We start from the raw sequence: 19,044 nt of genomic DNA on the forward strand, positions 1-19,044 counted from the left end.
GGCGAGGCTGGTCCAAGATCGTTGTTCCGGGGCACAATTTTATCGGTAAGATTGCTATGGAGCTACGACAGCTTCGCTATTTCCTCGCCGTTGCGCGCACGATGAACTTCACCCGCGCGGCCGAGGAGATGCATATCGCGCAGCCGCCGCTCAGCCGGCAGATCAGCAATCTCGAGGACGAACTCGGCGTACGTCTGATAGACCGCGACGCCAGGCCGATGCGGCTCACCAGCTCGGGCGAGTTCTTCAAGGAGCGCGCGCAGGAAGTCATTTCCCGTGTCGACCGCCTCAAGGTCGATACGATCGCCTATGGCCGGGGCGGGCGGCAGACATGGCGGATCGGCTTCGAAACGTCGGTCCTCTATGGCCATCTGCCGGCAGTCATCAAGCATTTGCGAGCGCTCAACCCCCACTTGGACATCGACCTTCGCGCGCTATCCACCAGCGCGCAGATCGCCGGCATTCACGATGGAACGATCGATGCTGGAGTCGGGCGCGAGCGCGTGAGCGACGAGCATATCGAACAGATGGTGATCCGCGAGGAACCGCTCCTCGTTGCGCTTTACCCTGATCATCCGCTTGCCGCAGAAAGTACCCGCGCGCTCCGGTTCGCCGATCTCGCGGGGGACACCTTCATATCCTATCGCGACGAAACCATGGGCCACCGCTCCGATCCGGTGGCGCGCCTCATGGAGCGGGCGAGTTTCATGCCCGTTCGAAAGACGGAGATCCGCGACGTGGTTGCAGCACTTGGGCTGGTAGCGGCAGAAGCCGGGGTCTGTGTCGTCCCGGCTACCGTGCAGCGAATGCGGACCACCGATGTCTGTTACCGGCCGCTGGATGAAAATGGCGCAACCTCTTCGATCTTCCTGAATTTTCCGCGCGGACCAATGTCCCCGATTATCCATCAGACCAAGGAGGCGCTCGATCAGCTGCTCCAAATCGCCGCGCGCTGATCGTTCGCCCGCCCTCGCTATCTGCTAGCCTACCTGTTTCCTGAACAGGACCAGCTTCGCGGTGGAGTCCTGCAGCACCTCGTCACGCTGGTTGAGCGTCAGGCTTTGCACCATCACGATTCCGCGATCCGGCTTGGAGCGCGATGGTATGATTTCCACCACTTTGCTCCGGACATACAGGACGTCATCCGGCCGCGTTGGGCGTCGCCATGACAATTCGCCGCCCGCGCCGACGATTCCGCCGGCAAAGGGCACACTCTCAACGATCAGCCGCATCGTAATCGACATGGTGTGCCAGCCGCTCGCGGCCAGCCCCTGGAAGAAGCTCTGCTTCGCCGCTTCAGGATCGGTGTGGAACGGCTGCGGGTCAAACTGCGAAGCGAACGCCATGATTTGCTCCGCGTCGATATGATATCTTCCGCTGACGAATTCATCGCCAACCGCAATATCGTCCAGATAGAGAGCTTGCGATACAGCTGATGACGTCATGGCCGAGATCCACTTCTCTATCACGTTGAGACCTAGCGCCGAGACGGGTTCCTCGAAGGAAGGGCGCTACATGGCGATGCGGAGCGGGCACCATCTTCGGCCTTATAAGGACGAGGGGTTTCTGCGCCGCCGCCTGTTGTAGGTAGAATTCGCGAGCGTCGCGGTCCAAGATCATCGGGCTTGGGCTTGCGACCTTTTCGGTATGGCAAAGCCATCCGCGACCGGCTGCATTGCCGCGATCATTCTCCCAATGAGCGGGTCATACGGTCGCGAAGCCAGGCAATGAGGGCGTCCCGCCGATCGTCTCCCTGGCCAGTCGGCCAAATCGCAACGTAACGCGTACCATCGGGCAAGAATCCGTAAGGAGCGTGCAACCGCCCGTCGTTTAGGGCATCGGCGACCATATGGATCGACGCCATCGCCATGCCCTGGCCCGCTTCAGCCGCTTGGATCGCCAAATAGAAATGCTCGTAGGGGATGACTGGTCCGACAAGGCTGGTGGGGTGCCGCTGTCCCCAGGCAGCCCAGGCCGTTGGACGCGTATCGCTTTGCAAGCGAGGCAGGGTCTCCATATCCCGAGCGGAGAGCACCGGGTGCATGACCGGGCCCATTCGCTCATCGGCGAGTATCATCGTCTCGACCGCGGTCGGCAGAGCGAAATCGCTTCGGCGGATCGCAATGTCGACCTGATCGCGTCGGAAATCGACCGGGCCGCCGGCAGCCAGCACGCGTACATCTAGGCCTGTCACAATCTTCAGATCGGCGAGCGCGGGGATGAGCAGCCGTAGGCAAAGCGTCGGTTCGCACGATATCGTCAGGGGGCCGGGGATTTCCCCGACATCTGGAAAATCCTGCATGGTTCGGTGCAGGTCGGCAAACACCGCTTCCAGCCGCTCGGCGAGCCAGCGGCCGGAGGGCGTGAGATGGATACCGCGATTGCGCCGTTCGAACAGCGGAGCGCCGAGTTCCTGCTCTAGCATCTGAATCTGCTTCGACACGGCGCCATGCGTCACGTGCAATTCGGCCGCCGCCGAAGCCATGCTCGAATGACGGGCCGCCGCCTCGAAGGCGCGCAATGAATTCAGCGGTGGAAGGCGGCGATATCGCATGACTGTCCGTGAGATTTTCTCACTGATCTAGCGGAGGAACATTCGATTTTCAAAGCGCTTCCGGCGGTCGAGATCGCGGCTGTTCCTCTTACGAAGGCTACGATCATGGAAGGGCTTTTCCTTATTCTCGGCATTATCTGGCTGGCCGTGGTCAGCCCTGGCGCCGATTTCGCCATGGTATCCCGGCTGAGCTGCATCGACGGGCGCCGTGCCGGGCTGCTCGCCGCGCTGGGCATTGCGATAGGGTGCTGGTTTCACATCGGCTATGCCATGTTCGGCATCGCTATCGTCGAGCGGCTGTTTCCGCAGTTCCTGATCGTTCTCAAGATCAGTGGCGCCGCCTATCTGATCTATCTGGGCGGCACGATGGCCCTGTCGCAGCCGGCCTCGACCCTCGACACCACACTGCCATCCCGCCTGTCCGGCTCGCGTTCGCTGACGATGGGACTGCTGACCAACGGCCTGAACCCGAAGACCGCGGTCTTTGTCGTCAGCCTATATGCGCAAGTGATCGGGCCAGGCATGCCGCTCGCAGCGCAGCTCGGCTATGGAGCCGTTATCTCGCTATCGCATCTGATCTGGTTTGCAGCGGTCGCCACATTTCTCTCGCGGCCGTCAATTCGCGCAAGAGTGCTTGCGCGGCAGCGTTTGGCGAACGCCTGCATCGGCACCATCCTGATCCTGCTGGGCGTTGTCCTTGGGCTGAGCGACATCGTGAGCCCAGGAGCACCTACTACCACGTGACGTGACTATCGCGCTTTCCGCTTCAGTCTGAAAATCTTCATCATACTGCCGGTGCGACAAGACAGCCGATCTCGCCAAAACCTTGCCATATGTACAATTGTGGAAGCCTCCGAAGGCGCCGCGCCGGTTCCCACGGACGTGTTGCCCGGTGTCCTTGGTTCAGGCGACTTTGGCAAGCTCCAGGCCGGCCAGCACGGCTTCCACCAGGGCGCCAAGGTTTTCCAGCTTGGTATCGGGGATGCCATGCAGACGCAGCGCGTCACGAGTCCTGAAGAGATAGTCGGCCGAGGAGCCCCAGTTTCCGGCCGCCGTCGCCAGGCATTCGACCACGGACGAGCAGGGACGGTCGCCCGCGTAGAGATCATGCCCCGTATTGATCACGAACGTGATTGCGTGGCCGATCATCCTCCCGTTCGAAGCGAGCAGCTCGACCCATTGCGGAATATAGCCGCCGAGCAGCATCTCGCGGTCCCATAGGATGGGTAGCTCGGACTCGATATCCTCCTCGGCGACTCGATAGGCCATGCCCTGGCAGCTTCCTCCCCGATCGAGCCCGAGTGCCAGCCCGGGAGCGCCAGGGGTGCCGCGTCCGGCTGGCATCGATAGACAGAATGCGCGATGCCATCCGTCAATCCGGGCGATGCGGCGTTCCACGCTCTTGAAGCCTGGGTTCCAGATTAGCGAACCATAGCCAAAGACCCAGAGATCGCCCGCTGGCCTCCGGCGCAGGCTGGCCGCCAGCGATGCCGCTCGTTCGGTCTCCGGGAACAGACGCAGGTCGGGCGCGTCCTGCGCCGCAAGCCGCGCCGCGCCGCCGTCCGCGATCAGCGTCCTGGTGAGGACGGCATGCTGCGGGGCAGGTCTCACAAGATGGTGCAGCGTGCCGGGTAGCATCGCGTTCATGGCTGTCCTGTCTCTGCTCGTTTGCGGGATCGGCCGTCCCGGCGGACGGCGCGGCTGCCGGATGGGGCGGCCTTGGCTCGCAAAGTCGTGGAAGCCGCCGCGCACGGAACTCCGGTTCCTGCCCGCCAATCGGCTTTCGATTCGGGGAGAAGAACCGGAGTTCGACTGGATTCGAGGGCGGCTAGCTCCCGGTCTTGGTCATCGGGCGCCGTCTCGATGCACCAAGCGGAACACTCGATGAGGACAATTCAAATGACCAAGGAAGAAGCCAACAAGGCAGTCGTCGGCCGCTGGTTCACGCTGTTCTGGGGCGAGAATGTCGATCTGTCGGTGGTCGATGAGATCGCGGCTCCCGACATGCTGCTGAAATACTCCCTGCATGAGCCGCGCCGCGGTCATGACGATATCAAGGCGTTCATGACTGATTTCCGCAGCGCATTCCCCGACTTGAACTTCTGGGGCGTGACCGACCTGATTGCGGAGGGTGACTATGTCATCGGCCAGTGGGAAGGGGGCGGCACCCATACGGGTCCTGCTTTCGACGATTTCCTGATCGGCGGATTGCCCGCGGCGACCGGCCGCAAGATGCACTTCACCGGCACGACGGTGCTCAAGGTCATCGACGGCAAGATCGTCGAGGAGGTCGGCCTCGACGACGGCGTGACCGCGCTGACGCAATTGGGTCTGATCAAGGCTGCCTGATCGAAGTGCGATGCGCGGTCATGACGCGTGTCACCCCTTCGGTCGCCGGATGAGGCCCGCACGCAATGGTGCGGGCCTCATTTGGGTTATCGATTCCCTCCGGGGCGAGCCATTCGCGATTTGAAGACAAGGACCGGAGTGTGTTGCCGCTCGATCGGCGGCATCTTGGACCGGCATTCGATGATAGGCCTGAAATGACCGAGACGCCCTCCAATTCCGTGACATCGCGGCCGCTGCCCGTGGCGGAGGACCCCCGCTGGGCGCGCATCGTCGCACGCGACAAATCTGCCGACGGGCATCTGTGGTATTCGGTCGCGACGACGGGCGTCTATTGCCGGCCGTCCTGTCCGTCGCGTACCGCCAACCCTAAGAACGTGCAGCTTCACGAGACACTCGCTGATGCGCAGGCGACGGGTTTCCGACCCTGTATGCGCTGCAATCCCGATGGACCGTCCGCCGAAGCCGGGAACGCCGCACTGGTCGCGCGAGCCTGTCGCATGATCGAGGAAAGCGAGGACGAACCCTCGCTCGATGCGCTTGCGGAAGCAATCGGTCGCAGCCCGAGCTACTTCCATCGCCTGTTCAAGACATTCACCGGCCTGACTCCGAAGGGCTATGCCGATGCCCATCGGGCCCGGAAGGTGCGCGAGGAACTCGCGGCAGGCGGTAGCGTCACCGAAGCGATCTACGGTGCGGGCTTCAACTCGAGTGGGCGCTTCTATGAAAAGGCGACGGACATGCTCGGCATGACGCCGACCCGATATCGGGCCGGCGGGGTGAACGAGGAGATCAGGTTCGCCATTGGGGCGACCTCGCTCGGCGCCATCCTGGTCGCATCGAGCACCAGGGGAGTCGCCGCGATCCTGCTTGGGGAGGATCCCGACGCGCTGGTCCGCGATCTGCAGGACCGTTTTCCCAGGGCAGCGCTGATCGGTGCGGACAGCGACTATGAGGCGCTGGTCGCCCGGGTTGTCGGTCTGATCGAACAGCCCGGCCTCGGCTTCGATCTGCCGCTCGATGTCCGCGGTACCGTATTCCAGCAGCGCGTCTGGCAGGCGCTGCGGGAGATCCCGGCCGGCGCCACGGTCTCCTATGCCGAGATCGCCCGCCGGATCGGCTCGCCCAAGGCGGTGCGCGCCGTCGCTGGGGCCTGCGCGGCGAACCAGCTTGCCGTGGCGATCCCCTGTCACCGCGTCGTCCGCAATGACGGAGCGCTCTCCGGCTATGCATGGGGGGTGGAGCGCAAGCGTAGCCTGATCGAGCGCGAGGCGCTTCAATGCGCCTGATCGCGCTGGCATCGTCGCTCTGGCATCCCGTTCATCCCGCACGGCGCGCCGCGGCTCTCTTCGGCATTCCCTCAACTTTGTCGGGACCCGGATTGCGGGATGCTCCCGGAGCCTGGGCGTGAGCGGTCTCGCGTCGCGATACGAGACTGCCGTCGCCTTTCTCGCATCGATCGACGCCGACTGGGCCGCGCTCATCGCACAGGTGGGGCCGTGCCGTCATGATCCGAAGGCGGCGCGCGAACCCTATGAGGCGCTGGTCCGCGCAATCGCCTATCAGCAGCTGACGGCGAAGGCAGGAGATGCGATCATCGAGCGGCTCAAGACTGCCTTTCCCAGCACCGGCTTTCCGACAGCGCGGGCGCTTGCCGTTGCGGACTTCGGGACGATGCGTGTCTGCGGCTTTTCTGCCGCGAAGATCTCGACCATCCAGAGGATCGCGGAGGCCGCGCTCACGGGGCTCGTCCCTCCGCGCGATGTGGCGGTGGAAATGGCGGACGAAGCACTGATCGCGCGGCTCACCACCATCAAGGGCATCGGGCGTTGGACGGTCGAGATGCTGCTCATGTATTCGCTGGAGCGTCTGGATATCCTGCCTGCCGATGATTTCGGCGTTCGGGAAGGCTATCGCGTCCTCAAGTCGCTCCCCGAGCAGCCCAGGCCGAGGGAGTTGCGCGAGATCACCCTGGCCTGGGCACCGCACCGAACGGTCGCGTCCTGGTATCTTTGGCGGATCCCGCGCGATCGCGGCAACGTCCTGGAGTAGCGGCAATGCCCCTACAGAACCGTGTCACCCCTCTTGGCGAGATCGTCGCGATCGCGCAGCGCGGCATGTTCACGGGCAATCGTGGAATCCTCCATGACCTGGCAACCAGGACGCTGCTGCGCCGCCGTTGGGCGAGCCGTGCATGGCTGACGTGCACCTGCGACTACAGGGGACGCCGGCGCACCGTCATGGGCGGTCGCAGCTGGACCGAGCTCTTCTTCCTCGACGAGGCGGTCGCACTGGCAGCCGGCCACCGGCCTTGCTTCCTCTGTCGCAGGGAAGCTGCAGAGCGCTTTCGCGGCGCTTGGGTCGCGGCGAAGGGCGGAGCGCGCCCGTCAGCGGCGCAGATGGATCTGATCCTCCATCACGAACGGCTCGATCGTGGTCAGAAGCGCGTCCACCCGCTTGCGCTCCCGCTCGCCGCGCTTCCCGACGGCACCGGAGTTCTCGCAGAGGGATATGCATATATTCTCAGTCGCGGTTGGGCCTGGCGCTGGACCTGTGAAGGCTATGCGGAGCCCGAACGGCTCGATCGGGCGCAAGGTCTGCTGACGCCGCCATCGGTCGTGCAGGTGCTGGCCGCCGGCTATCGGCCGGTATTGCACCCTTCGATTGCGGATGCCGCTTATGTCTGACCTGTTCGACAAGCTCGCTACCAGCGAGCCGAGGGAGGCGCTTGGCGAGGGGGCCGTGCTCCTGCGCGGCTATGCGCTGTCCGAGGCGCCCGCACTGCTTTCGGCGCTCGATCAGCTCGTCTCACAAGCGCCCTTCCGGCATATGGTCACGCCGGGCGGCTATGCGATGTCGGTTGCGATGACCAATTGCGGCGCCGCCGGATGGGTTACCGACCGCAGCGGCTATCGCTACGACGCGATCGATCCCCATACGGGCCGCCCTTGGCCGGTCATGCCGGCCTGCTTCGCGGGGCTGGCGACGGCCGCTGCCGAGACGGCGGGATATCCCGGGTTCGACCCCGATGCGTGCCTCATCAACCGCTACGCCCCGGGCGCGCGCCTGTCGCTTCATCAGGATCGCAACGAGCTGGACCTTGCGCATCCGATCGTCTCGGTCTCGCTCGGGTTGCCGGCCACTTTCCAGTTCGGCGGCATGAAGCGCAGTGATCCCGTCCGCAGGATCGGGCTGCGCCATGGCGATGTCGCCGTCTGGGGCGGGCCATCGCGTCTTCGATTCCATGGCGTTGCCGAACTCAAGGACGGCCATCATGAAGTACTCGGGCGTCAGCGTATCAACCTGACTTTTCGCGTCGCATTCTGAGACCTTTCTTCGATTTGAAGAGAATTTGCGGAGTGCCGGCGTCCAGGCTGTCGGTGATCCCTGCGGACGATGCAGATGGAAGTCGCCGGCGATTTGGCCGCTTTCGCGACAGGGTAAGGAATATCTCGTCATGCTGGGCGCGATCGATCCGGACATCAGATCAAGGTTGTGCGCTACACCGGCCTCGCTCGGTGTGGTGGTGGAATTGCTCCAGGGCGATCCGGTCAAGGCGCTCGTGGTGGGCTATTTTGCCCGGTTCGTGGCCGAAGGAACGGCTGCGTGGGACGTTCTTGGCAACGGCGATATCGAGATCCGCTTCTGCACCGGTGAGACCTATGTGCTCGCCGAGGCGGGTGTCCTCCGCCTCTCCTGATTGCATGGCGCGCCTTCGGTGAACCTCCGGGAAATTCGAAGACGAAGGACAATCCGATTCGAAAGCAAGGACCGGAGTTCGATCGACCGGGCCCCGGAATACCAAGCTCCATGAGGAACCAGACAAGGAGTATTGGCCATGAACCTCACGACGAACAAGAGCCCCGCGCGGTTCGCAGCGCGCGGGGCGAGGGCCGATGGCGGCATCGATAAGATCAGCTTCGGGATGGGCGATAGCGCGATCGGGCGCATGCTGGTTGCGCGTAGCGCTGACGGTGTCTGCACCATCCTGTTCGGCGATGACGACGAACAGTTGGCGGCCGACCTGAAGGGGCGCTTCCCCGGCGCGACGCTGGTGCGGGACGACGCCGCGGTCGCCACGGACCTGGCGCGGCTGGTCCGCTTCGTGGAACGCCCGGTCGAGGGACTCGCCCTCCCGCTCGATTTGCGCGGTACACCGTTCCAGCAGCGCGTCTGGGACGTACTGCGCGGCATCCCGAGCGGGAGCACCGTGACCTATGCCGAAGTGGCGCGCCGTATCGGTGTCCCCAACGCAGTCCGCGCGGTCGCCGGCGCCTGCGCCGCGAACCCTGTCGCGCTGGCCATTCCCTGCCACCGGGTGGTGCGCAGCGATGGCAGCCTTGGCGGCTATCGATGGGGCCTCGATCGCAAGCGCACCCTGATCGCGCGGGAGGCGATGGCGTGACCGCGGTGACTTCCGCGCATAAGCCGGCCTCCGGAGCGATAGCTGCGGAGGCAAGGGTCGGCAGCTATGATTGGCAGGCGCTCATGGGCGAGCTCGACGGGCAGGGATCGGTCGTGCTTCCAAAGCTGCTGTCGGTGGAGGAGTGCCGGGCCATCGCCGGCCTCTATCCCGACGAGAGCCATTTTCGAAGCCATGTGCATATGGCGCGTCATGGGTTCGGCAAGGGCGAGTATCGCTATTTCCGCTATCCTCTGCCCGACATTGTAGGCGGCCTGAGGACGGCGCTCTATCCGCATCTCGCCGGGCTCGCGAACGCCTGGAACGAGCGGATGGGGATCGAGGCGCGCTATCCCGACGACCATGCCGCGTTCCTGGAACGTTGCCATCAGGCCGGACAGCGCCGCCCGACGCCGCTCCTGCTCCAATATGTGCCGGGCGACTATAACTGTCTTCATCAGGACCTGTATGGCGAGCATGTCTTCCCCATTCAGCTGGCGATCCTGCTATCCGAGCCGGACGAGGATTTCACCGGTGGCGAGTTCGTCCTGACCGAGCAGCGTCCGCGCATGCAGAGCCGTTGTGAGGTCGTGCCCCTGCGGCAGGGCGATGCCGTTGCATTCGCCGTCCATAATCGGCCGGTGCAGGGAACGCGCGGCACGTACCGGGTGAACCTCCGGCACGGCGTGAGCCGGCTGCGCTCCGGTAAGCGTCACACGGTCGGGATCATCTTCCACGACGCGACTTGAGCCGGTGACTGGAAGCGGGCGAGGGGCTTGGGCGCTTCCCTCGCCCGTAGCGATCGGATTTGAAATTAAAAACCGGAGCACGAGACGCGGGATCCGCGATCATTCTCAGGCGCAACAACGAGGTCAGGCGGTGCAATCATGCCCGAGCGTATCGACTATTCAATCGGCTCAAGTTCGCTGGGCGAGTTCGTCGCGGCAAGGTCCGGGAAGGGATTGAGCGTCTTCGAATTCATCGATTCACCGCCTGACGCGGAACGTCTATTGGTTGATCGCCTCGGCGATGTCGAACTCGTGCGCGACGATGTCCGCATGGCCGATCTGGTCGCCAGCTTGGCGAAGAGCGTCGATTACCCGATGACCGGCGGCGACATAGAATTGGATCTGCGCGGTAGCGATTATCAGAAGCGGGTGTGGGAGTTGCTGCGGGAAATCCCCGTGGGCCGGACGACCAGCTATGGCGCGCTCGCGGAGAAGCTGGGTACGCGCGATGCGCGGGACGTCACCGAAGCGATCGCTTCGAATGGGATCGCGATCCTGGTTCCGTGCCACCGTGTCGTGAAGAAGGACGGTTCGCTCTCGGGCTTCGCTGGGGCGTATGGCGCAAGCGGGCCCTGCTCAAGCGCGAGCAACACGCGGTTCCGTTCACGGCCTAGTTCGAGAATAGATTTTTCACCACGTGCAATCGAACTGTTGCGTCGCCAATTGCATCTATCCAAGATGCGTGGGGGGGAAGGGCTGTGTCGGCTGCGATCGATTTCACATATCAGTACGCGTTCCCGTCAGGCGTAGCTGCTGCCTCCGGGCGCCCCCAGCTCTCGCTTGCGACCTGCAACGCGGACCAGCAGCGCCCCTACTTTTTCGACGGCCGCGTCCGACAGCCGCGGATACTCGGCGAGATGCTCTATACGCTGAGCGATGTCGTGCGAACGCACTTCTTCCTGCCCCGGCCCGCCATTCTCGACCCCGTGCTCACCAGCAATGAGGAGATGCTGCGGTTGGAGGGCTTCAGCGGTTGCTGCGGCGTCTATGCGCGCGTCGACCTGCCAACGGAGGCGTTCGACGGCGAATGCCATGGGCGCGGGACGACCAACGTCGATTTCAACCAGCCGATGCGTAATGCGCTTCTCCGACTGCGTGACGAAGAGGATGTGCAGTTCGCGGTTGGTGCCGATGAGGTGGTGCTCAGCAAGGGCAATGAGAAGACCGTCGAGAAGAAGGTCAAACTACCGCTGCGCTGGATAAAGGGGTTCAGCGAGGTGCAGGCCTATCAGCCGCGATTGCAGTTGATGATGGAAGTCAGCGCGGTCGAAGCGCTGCGCTTTGTCCGGACGCTCCCCAAAGCGGCCAAGCCGAGGATGCCGAGCTATGCGGTCTCGGCCGCTCGGTCGATCCGGCTGAGCCAGCGGCCGCAAAAGGGCGCCGTGCCGATCTTGGGGACGCATCGCGTCAAGGTGATCGAGCCGCTACTGCCGCGCGCGCAGAGCGTGCGGATCTGGTGCGACGAGGAAAGCGGCGCCAGCGCCTGGGAAGTCCGCTACGCGGTCGGCTCCTTTTTCCTGATGATCAGCCCCGAGGTTTTTCGCGGTTTTTCCGGCGAGGGGCAGATTCTCGCGACGCTCGCCAAACCGCCGGAGGACGCGGTAATCGCGAAGGTGCGCGCCGGACTGAGATGGCAGTCACGGGTGGACGCTGATGTAATGGCCGGCAGCTTCGGCCTGGATACGGCGGAGGTCGAGGCGGCGCTGGCGGTGCTGGGGAGCAGGGGGATGGCTGGGTTCGACGCTGAAGCCCAGCGATATTTCCACCGCGAACTGCCGTTCGATCTCGACAAGGTGGAGGAAATGCAGCCGCGGCTCGGCAATGCGCGCAAGCTGGTCGACGGCGGACTAGTTCGGCGTCTGCCCGATGACGACCGTGCGGTCGCGACCTTCGAAGTGCAGGGCACCGGCACGCTCCACCGCGTCCGTATCTGCGAGGACCATCAGAGCTGCACCTGCCCCTGGTTCAGCAAATATCAGGGCCAGCGTGGCCCGTGCAAACATATCCTGGCGGCATCGATCGTAGCGGAAGACGCGGAAGCGGTGGCCGGATGACCTATGACGAGCTCGAAGCGCTGGTCCTCGATCCGAAGGACGGCTGGGCATTGCAGCGCGCGCTTGCACCGCTCGATGAGAAGGCGCGCGCCAAATTGTCGGCACCGGTTCAGAAGCTCTACAAGCAGCTCTACAGCAGCGTGACGGACAAGGACGCATCAGACCGACTGAAGGCTATTTTGGCTAGCCGCAAGGGCGACAAATGGAATTACTGGAACGCGGCAGAAACGCGCCATGCCATGCTGGCGCTGTTCGCGGTTGGGCCGCTGTCGATCGTCAAGAAGCGCCAGGTTCATGTGTGGCACGAACAGGTGCCGTTGCTCGACCGCATCCTGCGTGATCGGCGCCCGGCATGGCTGAACGAATGGATCGCCCATGAACTCGAGGCTGAATTCACGCATCTGAATTTCGCCGCGTTGCGGGAATGGATCCGGGATGGTGTCTGCGCGAAGCCCGAAGTGGATGGCTATTACCGCATGTTCGCGGGCTACCTCATGCGGACAGGATTTTATCACAAGAATGAAGTCGTCCCGCCGATCACGACCCAGTTGCTTGCCGATCCTGACCTGCTGGCCGACGTCGAGGGCCTCTTCCGAGTCGAGAGCATTGCCTTCAACACCAACGCTTGGCTGACCAAGGGCGCCGCGTCCGACTATGAGACCTGGACGGAGGCGCTGCTGAAGCTGTCCGCCGAGGGCCATCTCGATCGTGCGGCCCTGCTTCAGTGGGCGCTCGACGGACTGAAGCTCGACTTCAAGCAGAATCAGCTTTCGGGCTTCCACGGCTTCTACAAGAAGATGGGGCCGAGCGAGGCCGAACTCCGCCGGCACCAGTCCGACTATATCGACCTGCTCTGCCATCCCGTCGGCCACGTCGTGAAATTCGCGATCGAGATGCTCTCGGAGGTCGAGAAGAAGAGCGCGTTGGATATCGATCCGGTGCTCCGTGAGCTGCCGCTGGTCCTTTCGAGCGATGGTAAGGGCAATGCGGTCGCGGCGCTGAAGTTGCTCAAGCGGATCATCGCGCGGCAGAAGCGCCATGCGCGGGCGGCACTTTCGGTCGTTGGGGAAGCACTGCAGCACGCGCAAGCCGACGTACAGGCGCTGGCCCTCGACATCCTGGGCGCGAATGCCGCCCAGCTGGCATCCGAGGATTTGGCGAACTTGCGCGACAGGGAGCCGTTCGTGGCGGCAAGCAATCGTGCTCGTTTTGCGCAGCTGGTCACGACCAACGACCAGGACTCCGCCGATCCAGAGGCAGGAGGCACCGAACCGGGCGGATTGGTCGCGGAGGCAACCGAAACCAGGTTCGACTATCACCCGATCGCGAGCGATCGGCTCGCGGAGCCGATCCTTCTGCCGGAAGATAAGATCGCTCCCATCGAAACCGCAGAAGCGCTGATCGAAGCCGTCCTGCATGCTGTGGAGACCGTGGATTCCCCCGATGAGGTGGAGCGAATCATCGATGCGATTTCGCGGCTCGCGAATGACCGGCCCACGGATTTCGATGCGAAGGTCGCTCCACTGCTGCACCGCCTGAAGACCGGCCGGGGGACGGCCAGCATTGTTCTGGGAACCGTGGGCGTCGGCGGCGCGCTGCTCGACCTGCTGTACACTTGGCTGACGGGGCGGCTCTATCGAACGCCCGGCGAGGAATCGCAATATTACACGCTGGAGGACGGCTTCGTGCCAGTGAGGGCGCATCTTCGTGCGATTGCCGAGGCCATCCATCGCGGCGAAAGGCGGCCGCTCCTCTCTGCGCCCACGCACAAGGGCGGATGGATCGATCCGCTAGTCTGGGTCGAGCGGCTGATCCAGGCACATGGCGGCGCCTCCGCCGACAGCATGGATTTTCGCTTATCGTTGCTCCGGCTGGCCCCGGATCACCGGCGGGAAGCGCTGGAGCGTGCCGTCGGGCTTCCCGCTCCATTGCGAGGGATCGTCGATTTCGCCCTGGGCGGAGAAGCGCGCCTAGCGCGGTCGGATCGCTCCCACTCCGCAGCCTGGATCACGGCGGCACGGTGCCGCGATCCGTACCGGGACTGGACCGAAGAACTGGCGCCGCTGAATCTGGACGATGCGCTGCCCGACGGCGTTCGGCCCGCACGCTATATCTGGCGTTCGTCCCACAAGGCTCATCAGTATGACAGGACGCGCTGGAAGATTCCGGAGTTCACGATTTCCGTGACCTGCGAGGGGCGGGACGAAGCTGCCGAGCGGCGGGCTGGACTGCTTGGACGGGTCACTGCCGCGTTTGGCGCGCGCACCCGTGCCGATTGGAGCGAACTGCCGACCGCCGCTCTCAACCGTCGCATGGACACAAAACGCTACTGGTCCGGAGAGATGAACTCGCCGTGGGTGGCGCACTGGCTCGCGTTTGTCTGGCCGCAGAATCCGGCCGCCACCTGTATGCGCGGCGTCACGAGGCTGATGCTGAGGACCGACGACAACAGCAGCAGCTGGACCCCGAGCCATGGCTATTTCCAGCCGCTGTTCCAGCATGGCCGGCCGTGGCGAGAGGCGGGCCATCTGCTGCTGTGCCTGGGCCTCGTCGGCAAGGACGCCGATGCCGGCGGGCTCGCGGTCGATGCGCTGATCGATGGCATCGATGCGCGGCTCTTCGATCCGGAGCTGTTCGCATCGATGATGGCCCGGCTGGCTGAAGGCGAGTGGATAAAGCTGAACCGGCTCGGCGACGCGTTGATGCAGGTCGTTCAGATCTCGCCGCTCCACGCCAAGGTGATCAGCGATGCGCTTCAGCTATGGCTGCCGAAACTGGATTTTGGAGCGAACAATGCGTTTCGCTTGCTTGAGGTCATCGTTGAAGCGCGGGCAATAACAGGACAGGCGCTTGCTGAGGAAGCGCGCGATGTGCTCTTGACGGCGACAGGCAAAGGAAAATTTGCGAAAGTTGCCAAGCTACTTGCCGAGGCTGGCCATTCGTAGGGACGTGCAACTCCTCCGGGGGCACGCCAGTAAGCATTCCCTGGCGAGTGGCGCGGGGTGCCCTCGTCGGATTCTCAAACCAAGCTGATTAGCAAGATCGGCCTCTTACGCGAGCCTTCAGTTTTTTCACTTCCAGCTTGCCTTAGTTGAACATCAACCACCTAAAGTCGGTCATTCCGTACCGCCCGACTGAAAGGCCCGGGTTTTCGATATCAGCCTTCGACACCTGACAAAGCCGCCAGTCAGCCTTGCGCCCCAATGCCGGTCGTTCAGCGCGGTGGCAGCGGAACCCCAAAGCGGCCATCCGCTCAGCATCTAAATTCAAACTGTTAGCGCCGAGCGGTGCTCGGCAGGAGCCTGCGGACTATGACCGAAACGTAGCAAGCGAGGTTGCGACCGGTAGCCATTGATTCGCTTGCTCAAACAGGATTGGCGTGAACAGCGGCGACTAGGCTTTGTTTGCTCTTGCTTGCCAGCAGATTATACTTTTTAGCGTCGAGATGCCTTCCGGGGGGAATGGCGTCAGACATGGAGGCTTGCGTGATCGTTGGTATCGATCTCGGCACTACAAATAGTGCTGTATCGCGTTGGCATGGCGGCAGAGCCGAACTCATCCCCAATAGCCTGGGCGACTTTCTGACGCCCTCGGCAGTGAGCTTGACGGAGGATGAGCAAGTGCTGGTCGGCATGGCTGCGCGTGAACGGCAGTCCGTGTATCCCGATCGCACCGCTACAGCATTCAAGCGGCTCATGGGATCCCAGAAGCCGATCTTCCTCGGTCGTATTCAATTCACCGCCGAGGACCTGTCTTCCCTCGTGCTGCGCAGCCTGAAGGAAGACGCGGAGCGTCACTGCGGCGAAGAAGTCACCGGCGCGGTCATCACGGTGCCGGCGTATTTCAACGATCGTCAGCGCAAGGCGACGCGCCGCGCTGGCGAGCTTGCCGGGCTGAAGGTGGAGCGGCTGGTCAACGAACCGACGGCTGCGGCGTTGGCCTATGGCATTGTGGATCGCGAAGACCGAGAGCCTTTCCTAGTGTTCGATCTTGGAGGCGGTACCTTCGACGTATCGATTGTCGAGATATTCGATGGCATCATCGAAGTACGCGCGTCAGCTGGCGACAACCGACTGGGTGGCGAGGATTTCAACGACGTGATCGTCGATCTCGCCAAGGCAAAGCTGAACTTGTCGGTGGGTAGTCAAGCCAAAGCGGTGGAGGTCGTCCGGGCGGCTGCCGAGCGCACGCGTCGCGCGCTGAGTGAGGCAGATACCGCGATGTTCGATGTGGTTTTGCGAGACATCGCAATTTCCACCGAGATTTCCGCCGCGGAATTTGAGGATGCCGCCGCGCCGTTGCTCGATCGGTTGCGCGAGCCGGTGCTGCGCGCCATGCGCGACAGCAATATCCGGGCGGAAACCATGAGCGAGATCGTCATGGTCGGTGGTGCGACCCGCATGCCGATTATCCGCAAGACGGTGACGCGGATGTTCTCACGCTTTCCGAACAGTGCGGTCCATCCCGATCACGCGATTGCGCTGGGCGCTGCAGTGCAGGCCGGATTGAAGGCGCGTGATGCGGATCTGGCGGAAATCCGCCTTACCGACGTGTGCCCCTACACGCTCGGTGTCAATATCGCGGAAACCGATCACCGCGGCGTGGTACACAACGGTGTGTTCGCCCCGATCCTGGAACGCAACACGGTTCTGCCCGCGAGCCGGATCCATCGGTTTCAGACCATGTATCCTCAACAGAAGAAGGTCGAATTCGGGATTTATCAGGGGGAATCCCGGAGCGTCGCAGCGAATGTGAAGCTGGGCGAGGTCAGCATCGCCGTGCCCCCGCGCGCGGTCGGGGAGATCGTGATTGACTGCCGCTTCAGCTATGACGTCAGCGGTCTGCTTGAAGTCGATGTGTCGGTTCCGGCGACGGGCGAGAAGCGGCAACTCGTCGTTCAGGATAACGAGGATCTCGATGTTGGCGAGCTCGAAGAACGGCGTGCGGCGCTTGCCGAGCTCAAGATCCACCCTCGGGACCAAGCCGGCAATCGGGCGCTGATTGGGCGTGCCGAGCGCTGCTATGAATCTTTCGTGGGGGAGCGGCGCGAAATAATCGGCCAATTGCTTGCCTATTTCGAGGGAGCGTTGGCGAGCCAGGATCCTCGCGTGATCGCGGAGGCGCTGACAATGGTCAGTAGTCGCCTGGATGAGGTTGAAGGCGAGCGTTACCTGTGACTAGTCCGTGGGACAGGCTGGGGATCGCCCCGACCGAAGATGTGGCCGCGATCCGCAAGGCCTATGCCCGATTGCTCAAGGGGATCGATCCGGAGAGTGATCCGGCTGCATTCCTGGCGCTGCGGGAGGCCCGCGACTGGGCCATGCATCTCGCAGAACAGGGAGACGGCCAGCACCAGCTCGCCGCCATGGAATCCGATGGCGACCCTGTCGAGACCGTCGCCCCTGTGGCGGAAATGGTCGCGGAGCAGCCGGGTCCGCCGGAAGTCGATTTCGAGGCGCTCCGGCAACTTCACCGTTATGTGCTCGACCCGGAAAGCGGCGCGACCTGGGACGAGATCGCCGCACTTTCGGAACAAGTGCTCGCCGATCCCGCGATGCTCAACATCGATCATTCGGAAAATGTCGAGCGCTTCTTCGCGGAGACGATCACGCAAGGGACGCCGCGCAGCGATCCCATGATCGAACCCGCCATAGCTCGTTTCCGCTGGAATGCGTCTGAAACCGAGTTGCGGCGGCCACCCATCGTCAACTGGATTCTCCAGCGGGTCGAGGATCGCTATTTCGAGATCGGCTTGCCGAACGAGAGGCACGCATACGCCCGCCTGCTTGCCAAGCTGCGCAGGCCACCGCCAAGGCAATGGCTGTCGCTGGTGGGCGCCTGGTGGCCCGGCCCCCGGATGGAATTTCTGATCGCCTATCTTCAGGCGAATCATCCTACGATATTGCCGGGTGTACGCCGCGATACCTTGGATTGGTGGCTGGCGCGCATCGAGCATCAGCGCAATGCCGTCGCGCCCCTGCGCTGGATTCGTGAATGGCGACGGCGCAACATATGGGGGCCCTCGCTGACGGGGATAGGCCGCAACGTCAGGCGCGACGTCGCATTTACCTATACGCCTATTCTGCTCGGCTTGATTGTGATGGGGCGGCTGGCTTCCTGCTCGCAGGAACAAGCGCGATCACCCATGCCGTTCGCACCTCCGGCGACAACGACCCCCTTCACGGTGGCAGCGCCATCCGTCATGCTCGATTTCAAGAGCGACCTCACACGGACGTTGCAGCGCCTTGACGTGACGCTGACAGCCGATCGCGTTCTTGCCGCTAATCCGTCGCTATACAAGCAGCTGGAAGTTGAATGGCAATCCGCCAGGACGGGCAATCAGGGTAGCGCGGCCCAATTTGCGCAGTTCGTTAGCGGCGCGAACGCACAACTGGATTCCGTGTTCAGTCAAGCGCTGCACGGGTCCGATGAAAAATTAATCATGGATTACGCGAAATTCTACGAATCCCGCCTGCGCTGGGCGGAGCGAGGAACGCCGCAGGACTGCGCCGATCTGATTGCGGGAAGGACGGTTCGGAGTGAACTATCGTCATTCTCCGATATCCATCGGAGGCTGGTTACCCGTGCCGTGCTGTCCGGCACGCCGCCTGCCAAAGACAAGGCGGAGAAGGAATGGTCCTTCTCGATACCGCCGGCCTTGCTGCGGACCGCCGTCCAGCGGTCCCGTTTGCGTCCGGCGGATTTCGAGAAGGCAATGCGCCAGCAGGGTCCCGCCACCGGAATATGCAATGCGAGGATTGCCTTGATCGACAGTGCGATCGTAAATCCGAAGCCGGAAGGAATGGAGTTGCTGCGATCGATGTTCGGAGGCCACTAGTGGCTTCATCGCAAATGCGATGTCCGCCTGACCTGCGCGAAGTCGGCAAATAGGGCGTTAGT

Annotated in this window: 18 protein-coding genes; 15 read left to right on the plus strand and 3 right to left on the minus strand. The window is 63.2% G+C overall.

Annotated elements, in window-relative coordinates; translation table 11 throughout:
• Positions 1-56 precede the first annotated feature (56 nt).
• Entirely contained in the window at positions 57-956 is a 900-nt protein-coding gene (locus FHR20_RS05780; protein ID WP_279589389.1) for a LysR family transcriptional regulator, read from the plus strand.
• A 24-nt stretch (positions 957-980) separates the two neighbouring features.
• Here the strand turns inward: FHR20_RS05780 and FHR20_RS05785 are convergent, their stop codons facing one another.
• Together FHR20_RS05785 and FHR20_RS05790 are read right to left on the minus strand one after the other, a co-directional pair.
• On the minus strand, positions 981-1,445 hold the full coding sequence (locus tag FHR20_RS05785) for a MaoC family dehydratase (protein WP_167298619.1): 465 nt from the start codon (positions 1,443-1,445) through the stop codon (positions 981-983).
• Between the two features lie 239 nt (positions 1,446-1,684).
• Positions 1,685-2,554: a LysR family transcriptional regulator gene (locus tag FHR20_RS05790; protein ID WP_167298620.1), complete on the minus strand. Its 870-nt coding sequence runs from the start codon at positions 2,552-2,554 to the stop codon at positions 1,685-1,687.
• Positions 2,555-2,659: 105 nt separating this feature from the next.
• Between FHR20_RS05790 and FHR20_RS05795 the strand changes: the two genes are divergently transcribed.
• Complete coding sequence (locus tag FHR20_RS05795; protein WP_167298621.1) at positions 2,660-3,298, plus strand: LysE family transporter; 639 nt, start codon at positions 2,660-2,662, stop codon at positions 3,296-3,298.
• Between the two features lie 159 nt (positions 3,299-3,457).
• Here FHR20_RS05795 and FHR20_RS05800 read toward each other — a convergent pair whose 3' ends face one another.
• Complete coding sequence (locus FHR20_RS05800; RefSeq protein ID WP_167298622.1) at positions 3,458-4,201, minus strand: gamma-glutamylcyclotransferase; 744 nt, start codon at positions 4,199-4,201, stop codon at positions 3,458-3,460.
• A 252-nt stretch (positions 4,202-4,453) separates the two neighbouring features.
• Here FHR20_RS05800 and FHR20_RS05805 point away from each other — a divergent pair, with 252 nt between their 5' ends.
• From FHR20_RS05805 to FHR20_RS05865, 13 genes are all read left to right on the plus strand, one after another.
• Positions 4,454-4,903, plus strand: a complete 450-nt coding sequence (locus FHR20_RS05805) for an ester cyclase (protein WP_167298623.1) — start codon at positions 4,454-4,456, stop codon at positions 4,901-4,903.
• Positions 4,904-5,097: 194 nt separating this feature from the next.
• Positions 5,098-6,189, plus strand: coding sequence for a bifunctional DNA-binding transcriptional regulator/O6-methylguanine-DNA methyltransferase Ada (ada, locus tag FHR20_RS05810; protein WP_167298624.1), 1,092 nt, complete (start codon positions 5,098-5,100; stop codon positions 6,187-6,189).
• A 118-nt stretch (positions 6,190-6,307) separates the two neighbouring features.
• Entirely contained in the window at positions 6,308-6,952 is a 645-nt protein-coding gene (locus FHR20_RS05815) for a DNA glycosylase family protein (protein ID WP_167298625.1), read from the plus strand.
• A gap of 5 nt (positions 6,953-6,957) precedes the next feature.
• Positions 6,958-7,587 carry a hypothetical protein gene (locus tag FHR20_RS05820; RefSeq protein ID WP_167298626.1) on the plus strand — a complete coding sequence of 210 codons (630 nt, stop codon included), beginning with the start codon at positions 6,958-6,960 and terminating at the stop codon, positions 7,585-7,587.
• Positions 7,580-8,227 (plus strand): DNA oxidative demethylase AlkB, encoded by a 648-nt coding sequence (gene alkB / locus FHR20_RS05825; RefSeq protein ID WP_167298627.1) that lies wholly within the window; start codon positions 7,580-7,582, stop codon positions 8,225-8,227. The genes FHR20_RS05820 and alkB overlap by 8 nt, the downstream gene beginning before the upstream one ends.
• A gap of 130 nt (positions 8,228-8,357) precedes the next feature.
• Positions 8,358-8,600 carry a hypothetical protein gene (locus FHR20_RS05830; protein WP_167298628.1) on the plus strand — a complete coding sequence of 81 codons (243 nt, stop codon included), beginning with the start codon at positions 8,358-8,360 and terminating at the stop codon, positions 8,598-8,600.
• 138 nt (positions 8,601-8,738) lie between these two features.
• A complete protein-coding gene (locus FHR20_RS05835) occupies positions 8,739-9,305 on the plus strand; it encodes a methylated-DNA--[protein]-cysteine S-methyltransferase (protein ID WP_167298629.1) in 567 nt (188 codons plus the stop codon).
• A gap of 83 nt (positions 9,306-9,388) precedes the next feature.
• Complete coding sequence (locus FHR20_RS05840) at positions 9,389-10,051, plus strand: 2OG-Fe(II) oxygenase (protein WP_243857133.1); 663 nt, start codon at positions 9,389-9,391, stop codon at positions 10,049-10,051.
• Between the two features lie 138 nt (positions 10,052-10,189).
• Complete coding sequence (locus FHR20_RS05845; RefSeq protein ID WP_167298631.1) at positions 10,190-10,840, plus strand: methylated-DNA--[protein]-cysteine S-methyltransferase; 651 nt, start codon at positions 10,190-10,192, stop codon at positions 10,838-10,840.
• The gene (locus FHR20_RS23150; RefSeq protein WP_208413418.1) at positions 10,789-12,144 is read left to right on the plus strand and encodes an SWIM zinc finger family protein; all 1,356 of its coding nucleotides are present in this window, start codon (positions 10,789-10,791) and stop codon (positions 12,142-12,144) included. Before FHR20_RS05845 ends, FHR20_RS23150 begins: the two co-directional genes overlap by 52 nt.
• Entirely contained in the window at positions 12,141-15,089 is a 2,949-nt protein-coding gene (locus FHR20_RS05855) for a DUF6493 family protein (protein ID WP_167298633.1), read from the plus strand. Before FHR20_RS23150 ends, FHR20_RS05855 begins: the two co-directional genes overlap by 4 nt.
• 540 nt (positions 15,090-15,629) lie before the next feature.
• Positions 15,630-17,321, plus strand: a complete 1,692-nt coding sequence (locus FHR20_RS05860) for an Hsp70 family protein (protein WP_167298634.1) — start codon at positions 15,630-15,632, stop codon at positions 17,319-17,321.
• Positions 17,322-17,362: 41 nt separating this feature from the next.
• A complete protein-coding gene (locus tag FHR20_RS05865) occupies positions 17,363-18,982 on the plus strand; it encodes a hypothetical protein (protein WP_208413420.1) in 1,620 nt (539 codons plus the stop codon).
• The last annotated feature ends 62 nt before the right edge of the window (positions 18,983-19,044 follow it).

The sequence above is a fragment of the Sphingomonas leidyi genome (assembly GCF_011761945.1).
Taxonomy (GTDB): domain Bacteria; phylum Pseudomonadota; class Alphaproteobacteria; order Sphingomonadales; family Sphingomonadaceae; genus Sphingomonas; species Sphingomonas leidyi.